Source organism: uncultured Maribacter sp. (genome assembly GCF_947495965.1).
Lineage (GTDB): Bacteria > Bacteroidota > Bacteroidia > Flavobacteriales > Flavobacteriaceae > Maribacter_B.
Genome location: NZ_CANMBB010000001.1, coordinates 629,909 through 653,948, shown reverse-complemented (window position 1 = coordinate 653,948; position 24,040 = coordinate 629,909). Strand labels below are relative to the sequence as shown.

Genomic DNA, 24,040 nt, shown 5'->3' with positions numbered 1-24,040 from the left:
ACTATGGTGCTTTATTGCTGCCACGTTGCAAACATAGAACGGCTCTTAAAGTTTATTCGGTTACAAAATACTTACTTTCGTTTGTAAACGTTTGTAGTCGTTTAAATTCGAATATAAAATTTTATATGAGGGCATCTATATACTTGTTAGAAAAGGTTTCTCCAATCTGTTCTAATAAAATGATTTTTCACAACATACTTGTCGGAATTAATGCATTTCCATTTTTAAATTCACTATCGACAAGATTAATATTTTTCATATCCTTAAATAGATTCTCCGAAATATGTTCAAATACAATCATTTGAAATTCACTTTTATTTTCGTTTCTTTCTTCAATGAATTTATCTAATAATTTAAAAGCCTGAGTTATTTTGTAATCATCACTATGGTCTTTATCTAATCTTGTTTTTCCATCATCTCCGTAATAAGGTCTACTTGGTTGGTCGATAATTAGAAACGGAGCTACATAAGGTGATTCATTTTTAAAAATTACTTCTTGCATAGCTAATGAGAAAAATAAATGTAAAAACATATGATTAGAACTGCTTCCTACATTTTCATAAAACGTTGTTTTTGGCTTTCTTAATAGTAAAGATTTGTTTTTATAATCAAAGTTTGGTAAGAAATCTTTGTAATTTTCCATTGCGTTATCAACGGTTAACATATATTCTCTTATAATTTCTTCTATTAGTTTTATTGTTAATTCTCTCTTTATTTCAGTATCATCAATTTTTATTGATTCTAGTTCTTCTTCTGTTTTTTTGATATCAGCTTTTACAGTAGCTGAAGGTGAAGAATCCGATTTTGAGTATAAATTTATTTTGGCTTTTACTTCACCTATAAACATATATTTTTTCTTCTCGTTTTCGAAAATTTTGTTCTCCTTGGGTAATGATTCTAATTGGTCTTCTATAGAAGATAATTTTATGTTTAATTGAGAGATTTCGTCTTTAACTTGTTTATCAATTGGAGTTCTTGCTTTTCTAGCTTTTTTTATTTCATTTAATTCAATTGATAATTGTGAAATAAGACTTTTGAAATTATCTGACTTAACTATTTTGTCAGTTTCTTTCTGTATAAAAGTTATTGGTTTCAAACTGTCTTCAATTTCTGTTAGGTTTTTTTTAAAAGCAGAATATTCATTAGTAAAATCTTTTAGGTTTTTGATTTTTCTTTTAATAATATTTCTTTCTTTTTCTAATTTTCCTCTTTCAACACCAGCTACAGTTTCAATTTTAGCACCTTTTACAACATTATTTAATTCAACCAAAGCATCTTTTTCAACAGTGTCAGGGTTTATTAATGAGAACTCTTTTGCTTTTTTTACTAAAGCTTTTTGTTCACGTTGAAAATATTCTGATTTTTTAGATATCTCGGATTCTTTACGTTTTAATTTTGCTAGTTTCTTTTCTAATTCTACTTTTTTCTCTTTTTTTAATATGTTTTCTATTTTTTCTATTCCAGTTGCTATATCAAAAATTCTAGGTAATGCATCTCTGTATCTCGATTCGTTTTGCTTATCAAAAAATATTCCTTGTGAGTTTGTTATAAGGTCTTGAGAAATAGTATTAAACATCAAGAAATATCGTAAAGAAATCTTAGAACCAACTTTAATATTGTTACTACCATAACCAATAGGGAATGATACCGTTTTATCTATACTAAATTCTGTTTCTATTAGTGATTTTATATTTTCCTGAGTATTGTTTGATTCTGGAATTGTTATTGGGATTTCACCTGTAGATGAAAAATAATATTCACTTGAAACATTTCCTTCAAATAAAGCTTTTCTTCCAATGGTATATTTTTTATCATTTATGTTTATTTTTAATCCATACCAAGAAACATTCTCATTAATAATACTTTCTGAAATTGTTGATTTACTAGAAAAATAACAATAATCTATTATTTCTAAAATAGCTGTCTTTCCAGTATTACTATCTCCTGTGATTACATTAACCTTATTTGGTTTAAACTCTAATTCTCTTTTTTTTTCATTCTTAAGCCAAAGAATAATTTTTTCAATATTATATTTCATAATTCTATTCTAAGATTTAAGTAAAGTTTTTCAGTATTTTCATTTAGTAATTTTGATACATTTTGAGATGCTGAATTTATTTTATCAGCTCTTTTTCCCATAGCTTTTTCAAAATTAAAGTGTTGGTTATTTATTAAAATACCATCTTTAATTGAAATGCTATTAGTCTCAATTAAAAGTTGTATTGCATTTAGTGAATTAGCTAATGTATCATAATACCTTTTATTAAAATTTGAAAATAAAGGAGTCTTTTCAGATATTAATTTTTCAATACTTTTTATTTCTGTTGTTTTTCTTGATAAATGTGCTGTTAAGGCTTTACTTGTAAATAAAGGCATAATAAGTAAAGCTTTAGATAAAGAGAGCTCTTTTGATAAAGACAAAACAGAGCTTATGCCTATTGAGGTGATTCCAATATTGTTATAGTTTTCTAAATTCATTCTTTATGTTTTTCCCAATCTTTTTTCCATCCAATTTTTGGTATATCTGATAAGTAATAAAATTCTCCATTACTTAATTCTGTGCCTAATTCTTGTCCATCAATTCTAAGGTTTTCCTCTCTTAAGTGATTAACAATATCCAAACTAGAATCATTATTAAAACCCGATTTATTTGTTAACGCTCTAAACTTATTAGACCATTTTAATATGGCTTCATTTCTATAATTATCAATCTCTTCTATTGTAATTTCACCTTCAGTATGCCATTTAGCTATGTTGTTTTCTAGTTTAAGTTTAAAACGTGTAAACTGAGCAATTAACTCAATGTCATTAGTTTTAATATCATTAATCTCTAGTAGTTGTTTAATAAATGTTTGATTTTCAAGTTTATCAGGTAAGCTCATTGTTAGAGGTACAATTTGTAGCTTTTCTGTTCGGGTATTATTAAAATACTTTCTGTATTTTTTCTGAAAATCTTCAAAACTGATTTGAATTTTATGACCAGTTTTAATTTCTATAAAATTATCTTCTCTTATCCTTGAATCAATTTTTGCAAAAACATTATCAACTTTATTTTTTGGAATTAACTTTGTTTCTATTGCGTCTTTACAATTTTGAAGTATTTCATCTTCACCTAGTTCAAAAGTGATTTTTGATATATAATTATTAAGAACATTTTTATCTAAAAGTAAAAATTCGTTAATGTATTTTTTTATTGTATTATTCTCTGAGTTTTCCTCAAATTTCTTGATGTTTTTGATGAAATTATCAATAGAAATAGTCTTGTTCTTTAGTTTTTCTATATTGGCAATAATTTGATTTTTAGAGCTATGATTTTTATTACTCCACATCACAAAATGAGCCTTATGAACAAATTCCAATTGTGATTTTACTTCTTTCCTGTTATCATTTTCATCACTTATTACTTTCGCCCAATTATATAGCGTTTTCCATAAATCAATATCAGAGGCTGTCATATTTTTTATATCACCCTGCTTGTTTTTTTGTACAGAGTGCTTAACTTGATAAAAAATATTAATATCATTTTCTAGTTCAGTGTGTACATCATCTTTTACCTCTAAACCAACAGATTCACCTTTATTTAGGGTTAATAATTTCCACAAGAAAAAGTAGTATTGAAAATCGAATCCAATTGATTTTGTTTCGCCTCCAGTTTTCTCAAAATGTGTTTTATAACTCATTAATTCCCTAGTGTTTATATTAATCTCATCTAGTATTCTTAAATTATCAAAAATTAATTTCAATTTCAAATGTAATATTATAACTACAGGGTTTGTTTTATAAAAACGGAGAATAACCACATAGTTTTTAACACACAATGTTGAAATGTAGGCTTATCTATAGCGTTTTTAGGCATTAAGCAAACACCAACTAACGGTTAAAATATGAAGTACACCAAAAGGTATATGCATTTTATCGATAAATACGGTATTTTAAAGATTATAACATAGGGTAGTAGCGTTCTCATTTGTATTATATATACACCATAGGAAATAAGAAAGGATAATAGTTTAGCGTACTAGTAACCTGCTCGTTGTTAAAACTCGTTTTTTTGGATTACAAAGTTACTATCGTAACGTAAAAAAGCATCGAGATTATATCCTCATAAAACTATTTTAGAGGTAATTTCTGGAGGTGTATTTGGGCAGGAATTTTTAAAGGCCAAATCTTAAAATTAAGGTATATGCTATTCCTCATGTTAGTATAATATGTAATAGCTTAAATGTAGGGTCTATAAATTTAATGTGCCCTATTTTTTGTATTTTAGAATACTAAGTTTAAACCGTTTTTACAGTTAAAATTCTCGTAAATGAAAAAGAAAATAATAGTAAGTGCAGCTTTACTTTCTATTGGTATATATGTAATTAATCTCTTTTTTATACAACCAAAATCTGTAGAAAAACAAATGGCGTCTGTGGCTCAAAGTATAAATAAAAAATGCCCCATTTATTTAAAAAAAAGTTCTAGGCTAGATAGTGTTAGTACAATCTCCAATACAAATTTTATCTACTACAAAACGCTTTACGGAATGGATAAAAAATATATGAAGATAGATTCTTCTACCGCATTAATACGCCCTTACTTATTAGAAGAAATTAAAGAGAATCCAAATTACGAGGCTTTTAAAAAACACGACATTATTTTAGACTATGTTTTTTATGATAAATATGGATCGTATGTTACCAAAATCTCTTTTACTCCAGAACTATATGCGCACTAATAAATTTTATTTCCATAGCCTTTTCTTATGGGTTGTTTTATGCTTTTTGTCTTGTGAAGAGAAAGAAGACAACATACCACCTACAAGCCTTTTTACTAGTATGCCAGTAGATGTTACTGGGGTTACATTTGAAAATAAGGTTTTAGAATCCGAAGAGCTATACTATTATAAATACTTGTATATGTACATTGGTAGTGGTGTTGCAGCGGCAGATTTTAATAATGATGGGTTAGAGGACCTTTTTTTTGTGTCTAACCTATATCAAAACAAAATTTTCTTAAATAAAGGAGATTTAAAATTTGAAGATGTTACCTCTACATCTGGTATAAAAAAAACAGACGGATTTAACACAGGCATTTCTATTGTAGATATTAATAATGATGGTTTTTTAGATGTATATATTAATAGAGCCGGGTGGTATGAAGATGAAAAAAAACTAGCCAACCTACTTTATATTAATAATGGCGATGTAACTTTTACAGAGCAAGCAAAATCTTATGGCATAGCAGATACTAATAGATCTATAACTTCTACCTTTTTTGATTATGATAAAGATGGCGATTTAGATTTATTCATTGCCAATGCCCCTTCTAGGTTTGATGTTTCTGGTGTGGTTTTAGATAAAAAAAATATTCAAAATCATCCATTAACTAAAACCTTTAAAGGGAGTGATAAACTTTATAATAATGACGGAAATGGTCATTTTAACGATGTATCTATTACTGCAGGAATATTACCAGATTTAGGATTTGGACTAAATGCCCAAATAGGAGACTTTAATAATGATAGTTGGCCAGATATTTATGTTTCTAATGATTTTGTTGGCTCAGACTTTGTATTTATTAATAACCAAGATGGCACCTTTAAAGATGGTAGAGATGAGACATTTAAACACATATCTTACTTTAGTATGGGTAGCGATATTGCAGATATAAATAATGACGGATTACAAGATGTAATGGTTTTAGATATGGCACCCGAAGATTATATTAGATCTAAAACAACAATGGCAATGACCTCTATTGCTAAGTTTAAGAAAATGATAGACAAAGGCTACTATTACCAATACATGCACAATACCCTGCAATTAAATAATGGTAATGGCACCTATAGTGATATTGGTCATATGAGCGGAATTGCCAAAACAGATTGGAGTTGGTCAACCCTCTTTGCAGATTTTGATTTAGATGGCTTTAATGATATTTATGTTACTAATGGAATTTACCGAGATGTTGTAAATAAAGATGTTATTAGGTCTCTAGATGCATACGCTTCTAAAAACAAAGATAATTTAGATGCTAAAAAGATTTTAGAACTAACCCAAAAATTACCGCAACAAAAATTAACCAATTATATTTTTAGAAATAAGGGAGATTTAACGTTTGAAAATAAAACTGCAGATTGGACAAACGAGAAAGAAAGTTTTTCTAACGGCGCTATTTATAGCGATTTAGATAATGATGGAGATTTAGATATTGTTGTAAATAATATTGATGATAATGCTACCATTTTAAGAAACAATTCTAGAAGTGTTTCTCCAAATAAGTATGTTCAATTTAATATAAATGGCCCTAAAAAAAATAAGCAAGGCATTGGTACTATTATAAAATTGCATCTGGGGAATGGAGAGACACAAACAAGACAAGTCATAGGTTCCAGAGGTTTTTTATCTTCAGTATCTAACAAATTACATTTTGGATTAAAGGAAAACAAAACAATTCCTATGGTTGAGGTGCTATGGCCCAATGGAAAAACGCAAGTTCTAAAAGATGTTGCAGCAAACCAAACCGTAACTATTACTTACAATCCACAAAAAAATATAGCACAAGAAAAAACACCTAAAGCCGTACTTTTTAAAGAACAAAGAATAGACTATTCTCATGAGGAGCCAGTTTTTGATGATTATAAAAAACAATTACTACTACCACACAAACTGTCGCAAACTGGGCCTGCTATTGTAAAAGTAGATATTAACAACGATTCTTTAGATGATATTTATATTGGTGGGGCGCATAATTCTCCAGGGAAATTAGTACTTGCACAACCAAACAATACTTTTAAAGAAGTTACCATACCAGATTTTATAAAAGATAAAAAATTTGAAGATGTTAGTGCCACTTTTTTTGATGCCGATAATGACAATGATTTAGACTTGTATGTGGTTAGTGGTAGTTATGAGTTTAATGAAAACTCAGAAATGCTAGAAGATAGATTATATATTAACAATGGAAACGGAATTTTTGAACGTTCTAGGAATAGTATTCCATCCATAAAATCGGCGGGATCTATAGTTACTGCTGCAGACTATGATAATGATGGGGACCAAGATTTGTTTGTTGGCGGTAGAGTAATTCCTGGAAAATACCCGTATACGCCTAATAGCTATTTGCTAATAAATGAAAAAGGTAAATTTAAGATACAAACCAAAGAACTTGCTCCGTCATTAGAGAAAGTTGGTATGGTAACCGATGCCATTTGGAACGATATAGATAACGATAAAGATTTAGATTTAATAGTTACTGGGGAATGGATGGGTCTTGAAGTATTCACTAATAACAATGGAAAATTAACTAAAAACAATTCCTATTCGGATCTTTCTTCTACCGTTGGTTGGTGGAATAAATTAATGATTGTAGATATAGATGAAGACGGAGATAAAGATATTATCGCAGGAAATTTAGGTCTTAATTACAATTTTCATGCATCTAAAGAAGAGCCTTTTCATGTTTACACCAACGATTATGATAACAATGGTATTGAAGATATTATTTTAGCTAAATATTACAGAGACAATCAGGTTCCTATACGTGGTAAGTCTTGTACCGCAGAGCAAATACCATCTCTCAAAGAAAAATTTACCACCTATGATGCTTTTGCCAATGCGGATCTTAAAGATATATTTGGAGAGGGTTTAAATACCTCTTTACATTTTAAAGCTACAGAATTTAGATCCGGTATTTTTATAAATCAAGGAAACAATAACTATTCGTTTCAACCTTTTTCCCATGAGGCGCAAATTGCTCCTATAAATTCTATTCTATTCGAAGATTTTGATGGAGACCAGAAAAAAGACTTGCTTATGGCTGGTAACAATTATATGCCTGAAGTAGAAACTACAAGAGCAGATGCAGGAAAAGGAATATTTTATAAGGGAGATGCTACTGGAATTTTTAATTATATAGAGAATACTACTACTGGTTTTTTTGCAGATAACGATGTTCGGAAAATGTTGCTCTTAAACTCTAAAGAAGGAAAGAATATTTTTATAGGAAACAATAACAATAAACATCAATTATTTAGGGTAAAAAACTTAAAGTAGAGGAGTATTTAAAACCAATAAAACCCTAATACATCAGGAATAAAAAAAGAGATAAGCATTACTACGAAAGCTTATCTCTTTTTTATTTGGTGTAACTCAAAAATAGCCTATTATTTATACGTGTAAATTTCCGCTTTCTGGATTCCTATACCCTCCACAGGAAGAAATACGCCCTTCCCTCTATTAGTTTCATCGCCTCCAAGTCTTCGGCCTTTAATCCATTTGTTATTAACCTCTATATATTCGTCTACAGTGCCAATACCAGCTTTTACACTCTTATCTTTTGATATAAAGGTAATAACAGCTTTGCTTCCCGTTATGGTAAAATGGTTCTCTCCTGTTTTAAGTATTACGCCATAAGCATCTTCTACTCTGTAACTGCCTTTTCTTTTATACAGTTCTGCTCTAACTATATAATCTCCCATGCTAACTTCTATAAATGGTTTGTCTTTGTTTAATAAGAAAGCGCTTATTTTATTTTTATTTCCTTGACTTTCTAAAATAGATGGGGATAAATAGTTAACAGCACTATACATTTCTCTAAGTAATGGTTCGTCTTTAGGGTTTACCCTGTCTATACCAAAGGGTGCAACACCCAAAGTATTATAATTTCCAATAGCATATAACATATAGCCTACATATTCTGGTTTTGTCCACCAGGTTTCTGGAATAAAAAGAGGGTCTCCTTGCGTGGTATATTGGTTACACCATTCTACAAAGTCTCCGCCATAAATATCTGGACTCATAAAATCTATATCTGGTGCGCCAGCTTTCCAAATATCTTTTACTCTTGGTAATGGTCCGCCAGTTGGGAAACCTCCAGGAAGTGGACTGCCTTCATATTCTAACCAAGCATTAACAAACATTGGTAAATTGTATTCCTCTTTGCCCAATTTTGTAACATAATTCATGTAAGTAGCATATTGCCATGACATAAAAGCCAAGTCTGTCCAAACACTTGAACCAAAAACTTCTTCCCAACTGCCTGATTTTTTATAACCACTAGAAGCCCATAACTCTTTTAATTGCGGCATTAGTGTTTTTTTATTTTTAATTAGATATTCTATTAATGCTTTAGGAACATCCTTTTTAAATTCTTTCTCGGCAATTGCAGAACGGTCTCTAGAATCCTCCATAAGACCAACCTCATTTTCTACTTGTACCATAATAACAGTTCTATGCTCGCTATCCACTTTTTTAATATGCTTCATTAGTTCTGAAAAAGCTTTGGCATCTGCATTACGAGCTTCTAAGCTTAAGGTAGAAACAACCTCTACACTGCCCGAATTTTTTTTTTTTTTGATCTAGGGAATCTTTTATAGTCTTTTTTTACCCAAAGTGGCGCATAACTAGACATTCCGTTTTTCCAGGTGCCAAACCATAGCGGTATTACTTTTAAGTTTTTTTTGCGGGCTCCTTTAAGTATAGCATCTACCACGGTAAAATTAAACTTACCTTCTTCTGGTTCAATCATTTCCCAGCTTATAGCAACTAATACGGTATTTACATTTAGATCTACCATTTGATCCCAAACGGAACCATCATAATCCATATTTTTACTGGTGTCATTTCCTAAAGTACCACCCACCATGGAATATTCTTTTCTTGGTAATGGTTTTCCGCTAGGAAGCATATGTTCTATACTACCACTAATAGAATTGGATAGTTCCCCAGCAAGCATAAGAAATGGCTTGTTATTTACTATAAGTTGTGTTTTATTTTTTTCTTTTTTGAGGTACGGAATATCTTGGGCTGTAGTACTTATACAAAAAGAAACTATAACAATAGTAACTATTGTTTTGAGTAAAGAGAATTTTATAGTGTTGTTAGAATTAGAGAGCATAATTTTTTAAATTTTATTAATGTGGGTTGATAGCTATTATTTCTAGAGCCCCACTATTTTTTACTGCAATAATGTTTTTACGTTTATTAATGGTAATAGTTTTAATGTGTTTTACTTCCCCTTGGAGCATTAATCCGCTTTTGTTGGTTTTTATAAGGTCAAAATCACCTTTGGATTTACCCTTTAAAAATAGGCCGTGCGAAGCATCATTTCTTGGTGTTTCTACTTCGGAACCATAGAGGTTTCCTGCCATTAGAATATCAATATTTCTATCTGCATCTAAATCCTCTATTAAAATAGCATTTACCGAAGAAAACTGAATTTCGGTTTGCATGGGTTGTGCTATAAAATGACCACTCTTATTTTCAAAAAATGTGGTAGCAAAAATATTTGCTTTTAAATGGGTAGATTTTTTTAGTTGGTCCTCATTAAAAATATCATTTACTGATGCTTTTCCAAAGGCATCATAGGTAGGGAATTTTTCCTTTAAAAATGGCATTTGTCTAGAAGAACATTCGCGCCCACGAACTGGTACCAATTTTTCATTATCGTAATAACTTAATACAATATCATTACTGCCAGAGGCATCAAAATCGCTAGCATAAACTTCAAATGGAGCGTCTTTACTAGCTCTATATTTATAGTTAAGGCCTAAATTTCCTGCGATAATATCTTTGTCTCCGTCATTGTCTATGTCATGCACAGCAAGGCTATACCACCACCCGTTTGTGTTTTTAAAGCCGTAGTCATTTGTCTTTTCTATAAAATCTTTTCCTTTATTATTTTCAAATACTCGTATAGGCATCCATTCTCCTGTAACTACTAAATCTAAATAATAATCGTTATTAAGATCTACCCAAACGGCATCGGTAACCATTCCTAGTTTTTTCCACGTAGCATTACCTTCTATTTCTTTAAATGCTATTTTTCCATTAGCACTATTGTTTTGGAGTATATAGCTTTTTGCAGGTGTGGGGTATTTTCCTGGTACTTGGCGGCCACCTATAAATAAATCTGTATCACCATCTTTGTCATAATCTACTGCTTTTATGCAGGAACCGCTTATTGCAATTTTTGGTAGTGCATTAGATGTTTTTATAAAGTTGCCTTTACCATCATTTACATACAATCTATCTTCTAAAAAAGAGAATCCTTGTGCATATTCATTACCACCACTTACTACATACAAATCTAAATCGCCGTCGTTATCAACATCCATAAATTCTGATGCAACATCTTCATAAGCAGCTTCACTATTCATGAGTGGTATATTTGTTTCTAAAAAAGTACCGTCTTTATTTTGAATATATACAACTCCTTTCCTAGATAAGGCCCCTCCAACATGAATATCGTCTAAACCATCTCCGTTTATATCGCCAACAGCTAATGATGGGCCTTCGGTAGACATTTTATGGGGTAGGAGGCTTTCTCTAGAAAAATCATCAAAATTATTTTCTATATGCTTGTAGTCTAATCCTTGAATATTACTTTTTGAAAAGAGATGCTTAGCAGTCTCCTTATTTTCATTTTTAGATACCGCTATTGCATCGGCATAATCTATAGTAATTAATTGATTGGCATCTACATTTTTTATAAGTTGCTGTTTATTGTCTGGCCATATAACTTCTACTGTTGCTTTTGATGAGGTGCCAAGTCCAAAATGTAGTTCTCTAGACATGGCAGACATAAAACCTCTTGAAAAATATAATTCTTGTGTTTGCTTGTTTTCTTCTGTGGTAACCATAACACGAGCACCTATACCATCTATATTTTTTTGTGGCCCTTTTAGTGTAATAGTTACGCTATGGCCTAAGCCTAATTCTTTTGAATTGTTTTTTAAAATAAATGCAGGGTCATCTGTATTATTAACAATAATATCTAAATCGCCATCATTATCCATATCTGCATAGACAGCACCGTTAGAACTTGTTAATGTTTGGTCTCCCCAAACCTTATTCATTTTTGAAAAATTAAGTCCATCGTTATTTTTAAAGAAAAAGTTCTCTTTTTTTCTTGTTGGCATCTTATCTAAGAGATCAGAAATATAATCTTTAGGTATAAATTTTTTACTTGCAAGAATAGTGTCTTGCTTTTTATTCATGTAATTTACAAAGTCATTATTTCTAAAATCTCTTTTAATTCCGTTAGAAACAAAAAGGTCTTTAAAGCCATCATTATCCATATCAAAAAATAATGGTGCCCAACTCCAATCCGTTCTTGATACTCCTGCTAACTGTGCAAGGTTAGAAAATATTGGTACATTATTCTCATTTAAAAAGCCAGAATTTATTTGTAATGCATTATACATATATTGATGGTGTAATCCTATATCCACTGTATTCTGGAATTTTTTAGGATTCATTCCACTCATACTTGTTTTAATATCGTAATTGCTTTCTCCCATCATGTCTACCGTCATAATATCTAACCAACCATCGTTATTTATATCAGACATGTCATTTCCCATGGCAAAAAAAGAAATGTTATTTGTAGCTTCTAAAATTCTATCTGTAAAAGTGCCATCTGCATTATTCATATATAGATGGTCTTTCCCGGAGTAATCATTAGATACATAAATATCTGGCCAAGAATCGTTATTTACGTCTCCTATTGCCACACCCAATCCGTACTCTAAACGATTATGTATGATGCCTGCTTCCTTACTTATATCTGTAAAATAATTAGTATCATTTCGTAGCAACCTATCGTTAGAAACACCACCGTCTACATTTAATAATTCTTCAATAGTTGTATTATCAGGGTATGTTGATGGAAAATGATTTAATAAATACATATCTAAATCGCCATCTTTATCATAGTCAAAAAAAGTTGCTTGCGTGGAACAATCTGCTATATCTAAACCGTATTTTTTTCCTTGTTCCGAAAAAGTGGGGATTTTATGTTCTCCCTTGGTGCCCATATTAATATAAAGCTTATTTCTTCTTTTTTCTTTATCCTTAAATTTTCCAGAGTTAGAAATATAAACATCCATCCACCCATCATTATTTATATCCACAATGGTAACTCCTCCAGAAAATTTTTGCTGATATACTATACCTGTAAATCGTGTTACATCTTTGAATTTTAAATCCCCTTGGTTTAAGAAAATTTGATGTTTTTTTAAAGTTGATACAAAAAACACATCTTTTAACCCATCGTTATTAAAATCGGCAACTGCCAAGCCACTACCATTATAATAGTACTCATATTGCACACCATTAAATTTCATATTCTCATAAAGCTCATTAGAAAAGTTTATTCCAGTTTCTTCTTTAGAGAGTTTTGTAAATATGGCTTCATTAACTGAATTTAATCCAGATAACTTAATTTCTTTGTTACAGCTCCATAGAACTAATACTATAAGAATACATATCCAACCGTTTTTCTTCATCCTAAATTCATTTTCAAATTTTTCCTATAAAATGCACTTGTAATATTATGGATTTAAAAATGTTATAAACAAAAACGACCCAACCTCATTGTAAAATGATATTGAGCCGTTCTCAAAACTAACTCTCAACTTACTCGTAACCAGGATTCTGAACCAAACTTGGGTCAGCTTGTATTTGGGAAATATGAATTGGCAAATAATACATTTTATCTAACCATACTCTATTTTCAAAACCTGGGTCTATATCTTGCACTGTATAGGTGTAATCGTAGTTATCCTTATCATAAGCATAAGTGTCCACACTTGCTCCAGGTTTTAAGGCTCCTGAAACATTAATTATTTTTACAGGTGCTCCATGTGTTTCAGAAGGAATCATCCATCTTCTAATATCAAAATATCTGGACTCTTCATATGCCAATTCTACTCTTCGCTCTTTTCTATACGCTGTAACTAAATCGGCACCGCTAGCTCCTGTAATAGCAGGTAAGCCAGCTCTATAACGAACTTTGTTTAACCATGCAATTGCATTTGCTTCATCTCCTGTTTCTATACACGTTTCTACAAAATTAAGCATAGCCTCGGTATATCTAAAAAATGGCCATGGTATGGTTTGAAATTGTTGAAAATCTACTATACTTGGATCATTATTTATAAACTTTCTTACGTAATACCCTGTTCTTGTTCCATTCCAATCTTCTACAGGACCTTCTCTTGTATCTAACCCTGGCCATATTCCACTATTAATTTCATACGATCCCGTTTGTATTTGGTTAGCAGGGTCTCTAGATGCAACATCGTCTGTTCTTGGTTTCCAATCTGCACCATCATACAATATACTTGCATAAAATCTAGGTTCTCTGTTTTCGTATGGTGCAGCAGCATGAGCTGGGTTATCCCAATCAAAATCTGAACCATCCTCCATAGCATAAGCGTCTATAAGGTTCTGAATAGGCACATTACCTGCCCAGTTATGGTATCCATTGGGACCATTGAAAAGGCCTATTCGTTTACCTCCCCATTCATCACCTTCTGTATTAAATTGTCTTTCCCATAATATATCTTCTTCTCCTCCATTTTGAGCAAGGGAAACACTTATGTAATTCTCTTTTGCATCTTCCAAAGATTCAGGAGCAGACAAACCTGTTTTATAACCTCCAGCATAATCTAAAACAGCTTGTGCTGCATTTTTTGCTCTTACCCAACGAGCTTGCTGGTCACCAGAAGTGTACCCAAAAAGTTCAAAATTAGCACCTCCAAGTAAAGAAGAGTTTGCAGTTGCTATAGATGCATCGTGCAAATCACTTGCAGCATCTAATAACATTCTTGCTTTTAGAGCTAAAGCGGCATCTGCAGTTGCTCTACCTCCATCCATACTTTCTCCGTCTAATAAACTAAATGCAGCGTCACAATCTTTTACAATGAACTCTATACATTCTTCGTAGGTATTTCTTGGATTATTAAAATCAGAATCTAAGTCAAAAGGAGTATCTATTAGTGGTACTCCTCCATAAAATCGTACTAATTTATGGTAATAAAAAGCTCTTAAAAACGTAGCTTCTCCTAATAACCTATCTCTTAAAGCGTCATCCCCTATATCTCCTTCTTGTAGGCCTTTTATAGCCAAGTTAGCATTCCTTACACCAACATAAATATAATCCCATTGATTTTCCTGAGCTATAAATCCAGTATTACTAGAATTAGCTCTTCCTTCTGTGGTTGTATTAACTCTAGCTCCTGTATGTATATATACAGATTCATCGGTTAAAGAAGATAACATTTCTGGTCCAAATCCTCCAGTTAACAAATTCTCGTATACATTGGTAACTGCTGCTGCTGCTAGACCAGGGTCATTCCATATAGCTGACTCTGGAGCACCATCTGTAGGTGTTACATTCGTAAAATCATCGTTGCAACTGACTGTTATAATTAGTAAAGCCAGTATGCATATAAAATTATTATTTTTCATATGTATGTTTTTTTAGTAATAAATTTAAAATGAGACTTTAAATCCTGTGTTAATTATTTTTTGGTTAGGATAATCTCTACCAGCTGCCTGAAGTCCTTCAGGATCAAATGTAGTATCTGATATTGTAAACAAATTAGATGCACTTACATAAAACCTAATGTTACTAAGCCCTACTTTACCAACAATTTCTTCTGGGAATGTATAACCTAGTTCTAAAGTTTTAAGTCTTAAATAGTCTGTATCTTCTAACCAATACGTATTGCCACTACTATAGTATTGATCGGCTCTATTGGTAATTCTTGGATGTACCGAACTTGGGTTATTTACTGACCATCTGTTTCTATAAGTATCCGCTGTATAATTTCCAATTTCACCTGCTTCATTAAAGAATAACTGTACACTTGAGCCAGTTGCTCCTTGCATAAAGATAGTAGCATCAAAATTCTTATACCCTAATTTAATGTTTACCCCTCCCATAAAAGTTGGGATATTAAATGCACTCTTATCTGTTCTAAATTGATCATCTGGTGTTATTGCACCATCACCAGAGAGATCTTTAAATTTCATATCACCTGGTCTTAAATTATTTGAAATTGCAGAATAATCTAATGTTTCTGCATCAATATCTGCCTGCGTAGCAAAAACACCATCATAAGCATAAACTAATGGAGCACCTATAGCATGTCCTGTTATTTTTTGACGATCAAGTACACCATCTGGCTCATCAATATTTACTATTTTATTCTTAGCTAAGCCCCCATTAATAGCAATATTATAAGTAAAATCTCCCTTGCTATTAAAATAAGCTGCAGTAAAATCAAACCCTTTATTCTCTACCTCTCCAATATTTTGTCTAGGAGGGAATATTCCTGTATAAGAAGGCAATGAAGCGTTTGGTTGCGTTAAAATATCTGTTCTTACATTTTTAAATACATCAAATTCTAAAGTTAAATGTCTTTCTAAAAATTTAGCCTCTAGACCAATATTAATGTTATTAGCTTTCTCCCAAGTTATTCCTGGATTAGGAACTACTGCTTCTGCCAAAGTGGTGGTTTGACCTCCGTTAATAGTATATGTACCAAAGGCATAGGTAGGTAAAAACTGATTTGTTGGAAAATCTTCATTATCGTATCTATCATTTCCTAATTGTCCCCAAGAACCTTTTAATTTTAAGAAATTTATAAACGAACTATCTTTTAAGAAATTTTCTTCAGATACAACCCAACCAGCAGAAACACCTGGGAAAAATCCGTATCTACTACTTTCTGGAAAAGCGTAAGAACCATCATATCTCCAAAGAAATTCTAGTAAATACTTCTCTTTAAAATCGTAATTAACACGTCCAAAATAATTTAATCTAGCTGCGCTATTTGAAAGACCACCATTATTTTGCTCAAGAGCTCCTCCTTGATCTAAATTATCAAGCGCAGACGATATAAAAAATCTTCTGTAAGCAAACATATTCTCGTCTTGTATTGTCTCTTTATTTAATCCAGCAAGAAACACTACATTATGATCACCTATACTTTTCTTATACTTTATGTTTGCTCCCAGAAAAATATTTAATCTATTGGAAGATACTTGCGTTAAGTTGGGCTCTGGTGGTCCTTTTTGACCAGCTTCCAATGCTGGCAAACCATCTTCTCCTAAAGTTGTTCCATCCCAGCTATATAAGGTCCATGGCGTAACCCATGTTTTTTGGTTATGAAAACTTTTGTCAATTGCAGCGGTACCTTGTAAAGACAAACCTTCTACCCACGGAATATCTATATCTAAAACTCCATTCGTCTGTAAAAAATCACTTTTTCCTCTATCATAACCAGTTGCATTGGTAGTTATTACAACAGGCTGTTGGCCGTTTTCAATGTCTGGCCCAGGGAGCCCATTAGGATAGGTAGCAATTTCTGTGGGTCTACCTCTGGTTAGCATTCTAAAAATAGCGCCCACATCTTGTGTTGGTGCTTTACGTATTTCCTCTCGTAGCATAATTCCCATGTTAAATGTAACATGCTCATTTATGTTCATATTCACATTCAATCTAGCATCATATTGCTCATATCCTGTTGCTGAATTTTTATATATAGCATCTTGACTTAAGTAGCCTAAAGAAGACATATACTGTACTTTCTCTCCTCCTCCAGAAACTTGAAAATTATGTCTTTGCTGAGGCGCTGATGTTTTAAATGTTTCATCGAACCAATTCGTATTTGGGTACCTCCAAGGGTCTTGACCATTTCTAAATAACTCTATCTCCTGCGGAGAAAATGGAGCATTAACTACAGTGCCATCTGGTTGCGTAAAAGTACCAGAAGATGCAAACCCATCCGTAGCCCCTTGCCACTGATTTGTTGGGAGTTGATAAACTCTTAACTCGTTAAGTAATTCCGCATATTGAGGGGCATCAGCCATATCTGGCAGTACAGTTGGTTTTGACCAACCCTGGTTAAAAGAATAACTAATTTCTGTTCTGCCTTGCTTCCCTTTTTTGGTAGTAACTAGAATTACTCCGTTTGCAGCTCTTGCACCATATATAGCAGCAGATGCATCTTTTAAAACAGAAATATTATCAATATCGGCGGGGTTTATACGTGCCAAACCTCCAGCTCTATCTGGAATACCATCAATAACCACTAATGCATTGGAATTATTATAGGTATTTATACCTCTAATTCTAATGTCTGCATTATCCTGTCCTGGCTCTGCACTTTGTTGCGTAATAAATAAACCAGGAACTCTACCTGCAAGACTATTCGTAAGGTTCACTGCAGGTGACTTGGTAAGTTCTACTCCTTTTACGGAAGCAACAGCACCCGTTATTGTTTCTTTTTTTTGCGTACCGTACCCAACTACAACAACTTCTTCTAAAGCCGCAGAATCTGGCTGCATTTTAATATTTAATTGCGTTTTATTAGCTACTACAATTTCTTGAATAGAGTAGCCTATGTAGGATACTACTATAACAGGATTATCACCTGTTAAGGTTAAAGAGAAGATTCCATCAAAATCTGTAGTTACTCCATTCGTAGTACCTTTTTCAATAATACTAGCTCCTGGTAAAGGTTGCCCTAATTCGTCTATAATAACACCACTAATACTATTCTGCGTGCTAATAAATGAAATATCTGATTCTTTTGTAGGCACTTTATTAGATTTATAAAGTAATATTTTCCTACTATCTATTTCAAAGGAGGTCTTAGTGTTCTTAAAGACCCTATTAAGAACATTACCAATGTCTTCCTTATTAGCATTAATAGATACTTTTCTATCTAAGTTTACTACATTTGTTTTAAAAATAAACTTAAATTTTGAGTTAGCTTCTATTTCGTCAATTACTGATGAAACGCTAACATTGTTTAAATTTAAGGTAATTTTATTTTTTTGAGAGTATGCAGAATTTGCCTGTAAGGATAGTGCAGTTGTTAAAAGAAAAAGAAGTGATAACTTCATTTTTAAATTCAGTTTGATTCCCCACGGCATAATACCATTGGGATTGAGTTGTTTTTTCATACTTTAAGAGTGTTTTTTTGGTAGTTTGTTTTTTGTAAATAAATTGCCTTAGTTAGATTGAGGGATGTTCCAGCATTCCTCAATTTTTTAGTTTAAGACAATTGGTAATAAAAAAGAGTTAGTTAATTCATATAGTTTAGTTATTAGTTAATTAAAATTTCATTGTTAATAATCTTATATTCAATCTCATACACTTTATTAAAGTAGTTTAAAACTTGTTCTATAGTTTCATTTTCTACTTCAATACTTGCATTAAAATTTTCATTATCAATAAGGTCTTTATTGTTTAGGATAATAGTAACATTGTATAACCGTTCTAATTTTTTTACAATTTCTCTAAATGGAGTATTTCTAAAAACTACTGTTCCTGTCATCCAAGATGTATAGATAGATGTGTTAACCTTTTTAGATGTAATGTTTTTTTGTCTTTTGTTAAAAGACCCTTTAAATCCAGGCTCTAAAACAAGGTCATTTTCTTTGTAATTAAGTTTTTTTTGAGCATCTAAACCAACACTACCTTCCACTAAAATAACATCAACTTTAGAATCCTCTTCGTAGGATTGTATATTAAATTTGGTTCCTAAAACTTGTACGTTTAACTCTTTAGTGTCTACAACGAAAGGATGATTTTTATCTTTTGCAACATCAAAAAAAGCTTCACCATTTAAAAAAACTTGTCTATTATGACCTTGAATAAATTTAACAGGGTATTTTATAGAACTGCCAGAATTTAAAAATACTGTTGTGCCATCAGATAAAATTAAATCAAATTTTTTCCCATAGGGTACCGTCAATTTATTGTACACTAATTTTTGAACATCTTTATCATTTTTATAGACTAATTTATCTCCTTGTTGCGCCCCAACTACTTTTCCATTATTATCTACAACAGTTGAGGAACCGTCTTCGGAGATTACTTGAATATTTCCATTTTCAAGTTCTAAGGTTATAAATTCTTCCTTCGGAATAACTATATTATTTGTTTCTTTTTGTAAAAAAACATTTTGAAAAAAATAACCAACACCAATAAAAACAATAGATATTGCTGCGTATTTAAATATTGACTGTACTCTTTTTTTATGTACAAGTTTTTTATCTTTCCTAATTTCTTTAAGTAAGCGCTCTCTAATTTTACTAGAATCTGGGTTGTTCATACTAATAGTAATGGCGTAATGGGCCTTTATATATTTTTCAAAAATAGGTGTGTTAGAAGAATTCGAAACCCATGTATTAAGCGCATCTAACTCTTTGCTTTTTGCAAATTTGTTAATAAATTTAGTAAGAAAATTCTTAATTTCAGGAGTACTCATTAAACTAATTTGTTATTTGTATTACAAGTCTAAATAGCAATACCCTAATGTTTTGTTATTTTTTTTTTTAAATTCGTATTTATTCACAGTTATTATTGTCATTTTAAAAGTGTTTTAAATTATGGATTTAAACGATAACAAGTCACTTATATATTTTTTAAAAAAAGGCGATGAAAAAGCATACATGTTTTTACTAGACAAATACCATAGAAGATTGCACGCTTATGCTTTAACTTTATTAGATGACCATAGCTTGGCTCAAGATATTGTTCAAAATGTATTTTTAAAAACTTGGCAGTATCGCAAAAAGTTAAATCATGAATATACAATTCAAAGTTTCCTATATAAATCTGTTTATAATGAATTTGTAAATACTTATAAGAAGGATAAAGCTATGATGCTTTTACAAATGAAATATTATGAAGCCTTGCACCAAGAAATTGAAAAAATAGATGAAAAAAGCCTTGAAGAATTAATACAACTAGTAACTAAGGAAGTTGAGAAATTACCTCCCAAATGCAAGCAAATATTTTCGCTTAGCAAAAAAGAGGGGCTTACCAATATGGAAATATCAGAATATTTAAATATATCTATTAAAACGGTAGAAGCTCATATTACAAAGGCTTTTACAATACTCAAAAATAAATTAGACGGTAAGGTTGAAATTTCTCTTTTTCTATTATTTGGAATTAGTTTTACCCAAAAAGTAGATTAATTGTAACGTGTAATCTTAGTAAAAGCAATTTTCTTCTGTTGCATTTTCAAAAATTATGTAATTCATCTGTTTTGTTTAAAGAATAGAATAGTCTAAAAATATTTTCTACATTAAATCAAATTAATTTTTTTACTAAAGCCTGCATTTTACCGAGGAGTTTTGCTTTTTGCTGGTATAAATATAGATAGCCTAATATTTTAATCACCTTTGCTAATTAAAGTATAGAGGTTACCAAATACTTAGGATAAATTTTTATTTTTTTATTAAATAATTAACCAATAATCAAACATTTAGAAGTTAAAAACGTTTATTTATTCTAAACATTAAAGATTACCTATAACCATTTTCTAATGAAGACTAAAATATTCCCCCTTTATAGTTTCTTGTTATTTATGTTAACTACTGTGTTTTTAGGTACGTTACATGCACAAGAACGGTCTGTTTTAAATATTGCAAGTCCAAATGCTACTACTGTTTGGAAACTGTCTGATGGTGCTACTTTAGAATGGTCTACGCAACATATTGGAGAAGAAAAAAATATTCGTTTTTTTCTTATTAGAGATGAGATGGTAGTGCAAGAGCTAGGTATTTTTCCAAATACGGGAACTGCTACCAATATAAAATTTGCAAAAAATATAGGAGCTGGTAATCATTACAAAGTAATGGGTATTGAACTATTTCCGGATGATAAATTTAAGATAGCAAAATTTGCGACACCATTTTTTTCTATACAAAAAGAAGTTAAGAATTCTCCTGTAGTTTCAGAACGAGCGGTTGTGGTAGCACAACCAAAGCAAGCTAAACCAGAAAGTTTATCTAAAAATGAATTAAGAAGATTAGAAAAAAAAGAACGTAAAGCCAAAAAGTTAGCAGATGCTAAAAAGAAAGAAGAGGCTAAGAGAGTAGAAAAGGTTGCTGCAAAAGAAAAGGAAACAACTGTTGCTGTAAAAGAAAATGTAATTCCAGAAAAACCTAAGCTTAGAGAAGAGTTTGTAGGTAGAAATATTACTTATGTAAATGATTTATCTTTTGATGGCACAGAAATTAGTGTATATATCTGGGATCACGGAAGGCAAGATGGTGATATTGTTTCTATATATTTAAACGGAGAACCAGTATTATCTAAATATTATTTAACCTATTGGAAAAAAGAAATTAAAATTAAAGTAGATCCAAATAAACCTAACGATTTGTTTTTATATGCTCATAATTTAGGTAGCGCACCTCCCAATACAGTTTCTTTAAAAATTTCAGACGGAACCACTACCTCTGAAGATATTATTTTAAATTCCGATTTAAAGAGTTGCGAGGCGGTAAGTATTAGTGTAAATAAATAGTATTTTTTGTAAAAGAAAAAAGAAAACCCTAACAAGTTAATTGTTAGGGTTTTGTTGTACTCGAGGTGGGAATCGAACCCACACTCCGAAGAACTGGATTTTGAATCCAGCGCGTCTACCAGTTCCGCCACTCGAGCATTATCTGTAAGAGGATTGCAAAATTATAAAATAAATTTGTTTTAAGGTTAAAAAAAGACACAATTATAATGCGGTTACACAAATAAATTTCTAAATTTGCACCTCTTTAATTAAAAGGAAGTTTAATAAACTAGGGAACAATACATTAGCTATGCCTTACCAAGTACCAGAACCTAAGATTTTTGCTTGCACACAAAGTACCGAATTAGCACAGAAGATTGCTAAAAAATTTGGGGCTGCTTTGGGGAAAGTTAAATTTTCAAGATATAGTGATGGTGAATTTCAACCTTCTTTTGAAGAATCTGTTCGTGGAGCTAGAGTCTTCATAATTGGATCCACAAATCCAAGTTCAGAAAACTTAATGGAAATGTTGTTAATGTTAGATGCTGCTAAACGTGCATCTGCAAGGCATATTACTGCTGTTATGCCATATTTTGGATGGGCAAGGCAAGATCGTAAAGACAAGCCTAGAGTTCCTATTGCAGCAAAACTTGTTGCTAAAATGTTAGAGACTGCTGGTGCAACTCGTATTATTACAATGGATTTGCATGCAGATCAAATACAAGGTTTCTTTGAAAAGCCAGTAGACCATTTATTTGCATCGACCTTATTTTTACCATACCTAAGAAATTTAAATCTAGAGAATTTAACAATTGCATCTCCAGATATGGGAGGCTCTAAAAGAGCATATGCTTATTCTAAGGCTTTAAAGAGTGATGTGGTTATTTGCTACAAACAGCGAGCAAAAGCCAATGTAATTTCGCATATGGAGTTAATTGGTGATGTGCAAGGAAAGAATGTTGTTTTAGTAGATGATATGGTAGATACAGCAGGGACATTGGCCAAAGCAGCAGATTTAATGATGGAAAGAGGAGCTTTGAGTGTAAGAGCAATTACAACGCATGGTTTATTATCGGGTGATGCTTATGATAAAATAGAAAAATCTAAATTATCAGAACTAATAATTACCGATTCTATACCAACAAGAAAAGATAGTAAAAAAGTAAAAGTATTAAGCTGTGCTGCACTATTTGCAGATGTTATGAATAGAGTACAGAGCAATACTTCTATAAGTTCTAAGTTTTTAATGTAGTATAAATTAGAACTTAAAAAAAGAATTATTAATTTTTAATATATATAATGAAGTCAATTACAATTAAAGGATCAGAAAGAGAAAGCGTAGGCAAAAAAGCAACAAAAGCCTTACGTAATGCTGGAAAGGTTCCTTGCGTAGTATACGGAGGGGAAAAACCATTACATTTTTCAGCAGATGAATTATCATTTAGAGATTTGGTTTACACTCCAAACGCACACACTGTTGTGATTGAGTTGGAAAACGGAACTAAGGTAGATGCTATCATGCAAGATATACAGTTTCACCCTGTAACCGATAAAATTATCCACATAGATTTTTACCAATTATTTGCAGACAAAGAAGTTACAATGTCTATACCTGTAAGATTGTTAGGTAACTCTCCAGGGGTTAAAAATGGTGGGCGTTTATTGTTTAGAAATAGAAAACTTACTGTTAAAGCTTTACCAGCAAACTTGGTAGATTTCTTTGATGTAGATATTTCTGAACTTAAAATTGGTGGAAATATAAAAGTTGCATCCTTAAAGAGCGATGATTTTACATTACTTCACCCAGATAACACTGTAGTTGTACAGGTTAAGACTTCTCGTAATACAGTAGTAGAAGACGATGAAGAAGAAGGAGAAGAAGGAGCAGAAGCGCCAGCAGAAGCTGCTGCAGAATAAGCAAAATTCTTATAAGTATACAAAAGCATCCTATTT

The 24,040-nt window shown here is 31.4% G+C and carries 15 protein-coding genes and 1 tRNA gene; 6 read left to right on the top strand and 10 right to left on the bottom strand.

Annotated elements, in window-relative coordinates:
• Positions 1-187: 187 nt before the first annotated feature.
• The 3 genes from Q0820_RS02605 to Q0820_RS02595 are packed head-to-tail and all read right to left on the bottom strand — an operon-like array spanning position 188 to position 3,749.
• Positions 188-2,038, bottom strand: a complete 1,851-nt coding sequence (locus tag Q0820_RS02605) for a DUF3732 domain-containing protein (RefSeq protein ID WP_298484824.1) — start codon at positions 2,036-2,038, stop codon at positions 188-190.
• Positions 2,035-2,478, bottom strand: a complete 444-nt coding sequence (locus Q0820_RS02600; RefSeq protein WP_298484822.1) for a three component ABC system middle component — start codon at positions 2,476-2,478, stop codon at positions 2,035-2,037. Before Q0820_RS02600 ends, Q0820_RS02605 begins: the two co-directional genes overlap by 4 nt.
• Positions 2,475-3,749 (bottom strand): hypothetical protein, encoded by a 1,275-nt coding sequence (locus Q0820_RS02595; RefSeq protein WP_298484820.1) that lies wholly within the window; start codon positions 3,747-3,749, stop codon positions 2,475-2,477. The genes Q0820_RS02600 and Q0820_RS02595 overlap by 4 nt, the downstream gene beginning before the upstream one ends.
• Before the next feature lie 560 nt (positions 3,750-4,309).
• On the opposite strand from Q0820_RS02595, the gene Q0820_RS02590 reads away from it, so the two are divergent.
• Positions 4,310-4,720 (top strand): hypothetical protein, encoded by a 411-nt coding sequence (locus Q0820_RS02590; RefSeq protein WP_298484819.1) that lies wholly within the window; start codon positions 4,310-4,312, stop codon positions 4,718-4,720.
• Positions 4,710-8,039, top strand: a complete 3,330-nt coding sequence (locus Q0820_RS02585; protein ID WP_298484817.1) for a VCBS repeat-containing protein — start codon at positions 4,710-4,712, stop codon at positions 8,037-8,039. Before Q0820_RS02590 ends, Q0820_RS02585 begins: the two co-directional genes overlap by 11 nt.
• A 110-nt stretch (positions 8,040-8,149) precedes the next feature.
• Here Q0820_RS02585 and Q0820_RS02580 read toward each other — a convergent pair whose 3' ends face one another.
• The 6 genes from Q0820_RS02580 to Q0820_RS02555 all read right to left on the bottom strand — a co-directional run bounded on the left by Q0820_RS02580 (position 8,150) and on the right by Q0820_RS02555 (position 20,056).
• The gene (locus Q0820_RS02580) at positions 8,150-9,250 is read right to left on the bottom strand and encodes a DUF5597 domain-containing protein (RefSeq protein ID WP_298484815.1); all 1,101 of its coding nucleotides are present in this window, start codon (positions 9,248-9,250) and stop codon (positions 8,150-8,152) included.
• 62 nt (positions 9,251-9,312) lie between these two features.
• Positions 9,313-9,882 carry a beta-galactosidase gene (locus tag Q0820_RS02575; protein ID WP_298484813.1) on the bottom strand — a complete coding sequence of 190 codons (570 nt, stop codon included), beginning with the start codon at positions 9,880-9,882 and terminating at the stop codon, positions 9,313-9,315.
• A 16-nt stretch (positions 9,883-9,898) separates the two neighbouring features.
• Positions 9,899-13,273, bottom strand: a complete 3,375-nt coding sequence (locus Q0820_RS02570; RefSeq protein ID WP_298484811.1) for a VCBS repeat-containing protein — start codon at positions 13,271-13,273, stop codon at positions 9,899-9,901.
• Between the two features lie 130 nt (positions 13,274-13,403).
• Positions 13,404-15,239, bottom strand: coding sequence for a RagB/SusD family nutrient uptake outer membrane protein (locus Q0820_RS02565; RefSeq protein WP_298484809.1), 1,836 nt, complete (start codon positions 15,237-15,239; stop codon positions 13,404-13,406).
• A 24-nt stretch (positions 15,240-15,263) separates the two neighbouring features.
• A complete protein-coding gene (locus Q0820_RS02560; protein WP_298484807.1) occupies positions 15,264-18,746 on the bottom strand; it encodes a TonB-dependent receptor in 3,483 nt (1,160 codons plus the stop codon).
• A 143-nt stretch (positions 18,747-18,889) separates the two neighbouring features.
• On the bottom strand, positions 18,890-20,056 hold the full coding sequence (locus Q0820_RS02555; RefSeq protein ID WP_298484805.1) for a FecR family protein: 1,167 nt from the start codon (positions 20,054-20,056) through the stop codon (positions 18,890-18,892).
• Between the two features lie 121 nt (positions 20,057-20,177).
• Between Q0820_RS02555 and Q0820_RS02550 the strand changes: the two genes are divergently transcribed.
• On the top strand, positions 20,178-20,771 hold the full coding sequence (locus Q0820_RS02550; RefSeq protein ID WP_298484804.1) for an RNA polymerase sigma factor: 594 nt from the start codon (positions 20,178-20,180) through the stop codon (positions 20,769-20,771).
• 350 nt (positions 20,772-21,121) lie between these two features.
• Positions 21,122-22,108, top strand: coding sequence for a hypothetical protein (locus Q0820_RS02545; protein WP_298484801.1), 987 nt, complete (start codon positions 21,122-21,124; stop codon positions 22,106-22,108).
• Positions 22,109-22,165: 57 nt separating this feature from the next.
• Here the strand turns inward: Q0820_RS02545 and Q0820_RS02540 are convergent.
• A tRNA-Leu gene (locus Q0820_RS02540) sits at positions 22,166-22,245 on the bottom strand.
• Between the two features lie 152 nt (positions 22,246-22,397).
• Here Q0820_RS02540 and Q0820_RS02535 point away from each other — a divergent pair.
• Together Q0820_RS02535 and Q0820_RS02530 are read left to right on the top strand one after the other, a co-directional pair.
• Entirely contained in the window at positions 22,398-23,339 is a 942-nt protein-coding gene (locus tag Q0820_RS02535; protein WP_298484799.1) for a ribose-phosphate pyrophosphokinase, read from the top strand.
• Positions 23,340-23,386: 47 nt separating this feature from the next.
• Positions 23,387-24,004, top strand: coding sequence for a 50S ribosomal protein L25/general stress protein Ctc (locus tag Q0820_RS02530; RefSeq protein WP_298484798.1), 618 nt, complete (start codon positions 23,387-23,389; stop codon positions 24,002-24,004).
• The last annotated feature ends 36 nt before the right edge of the window (positions 24,005-24,040 follow it).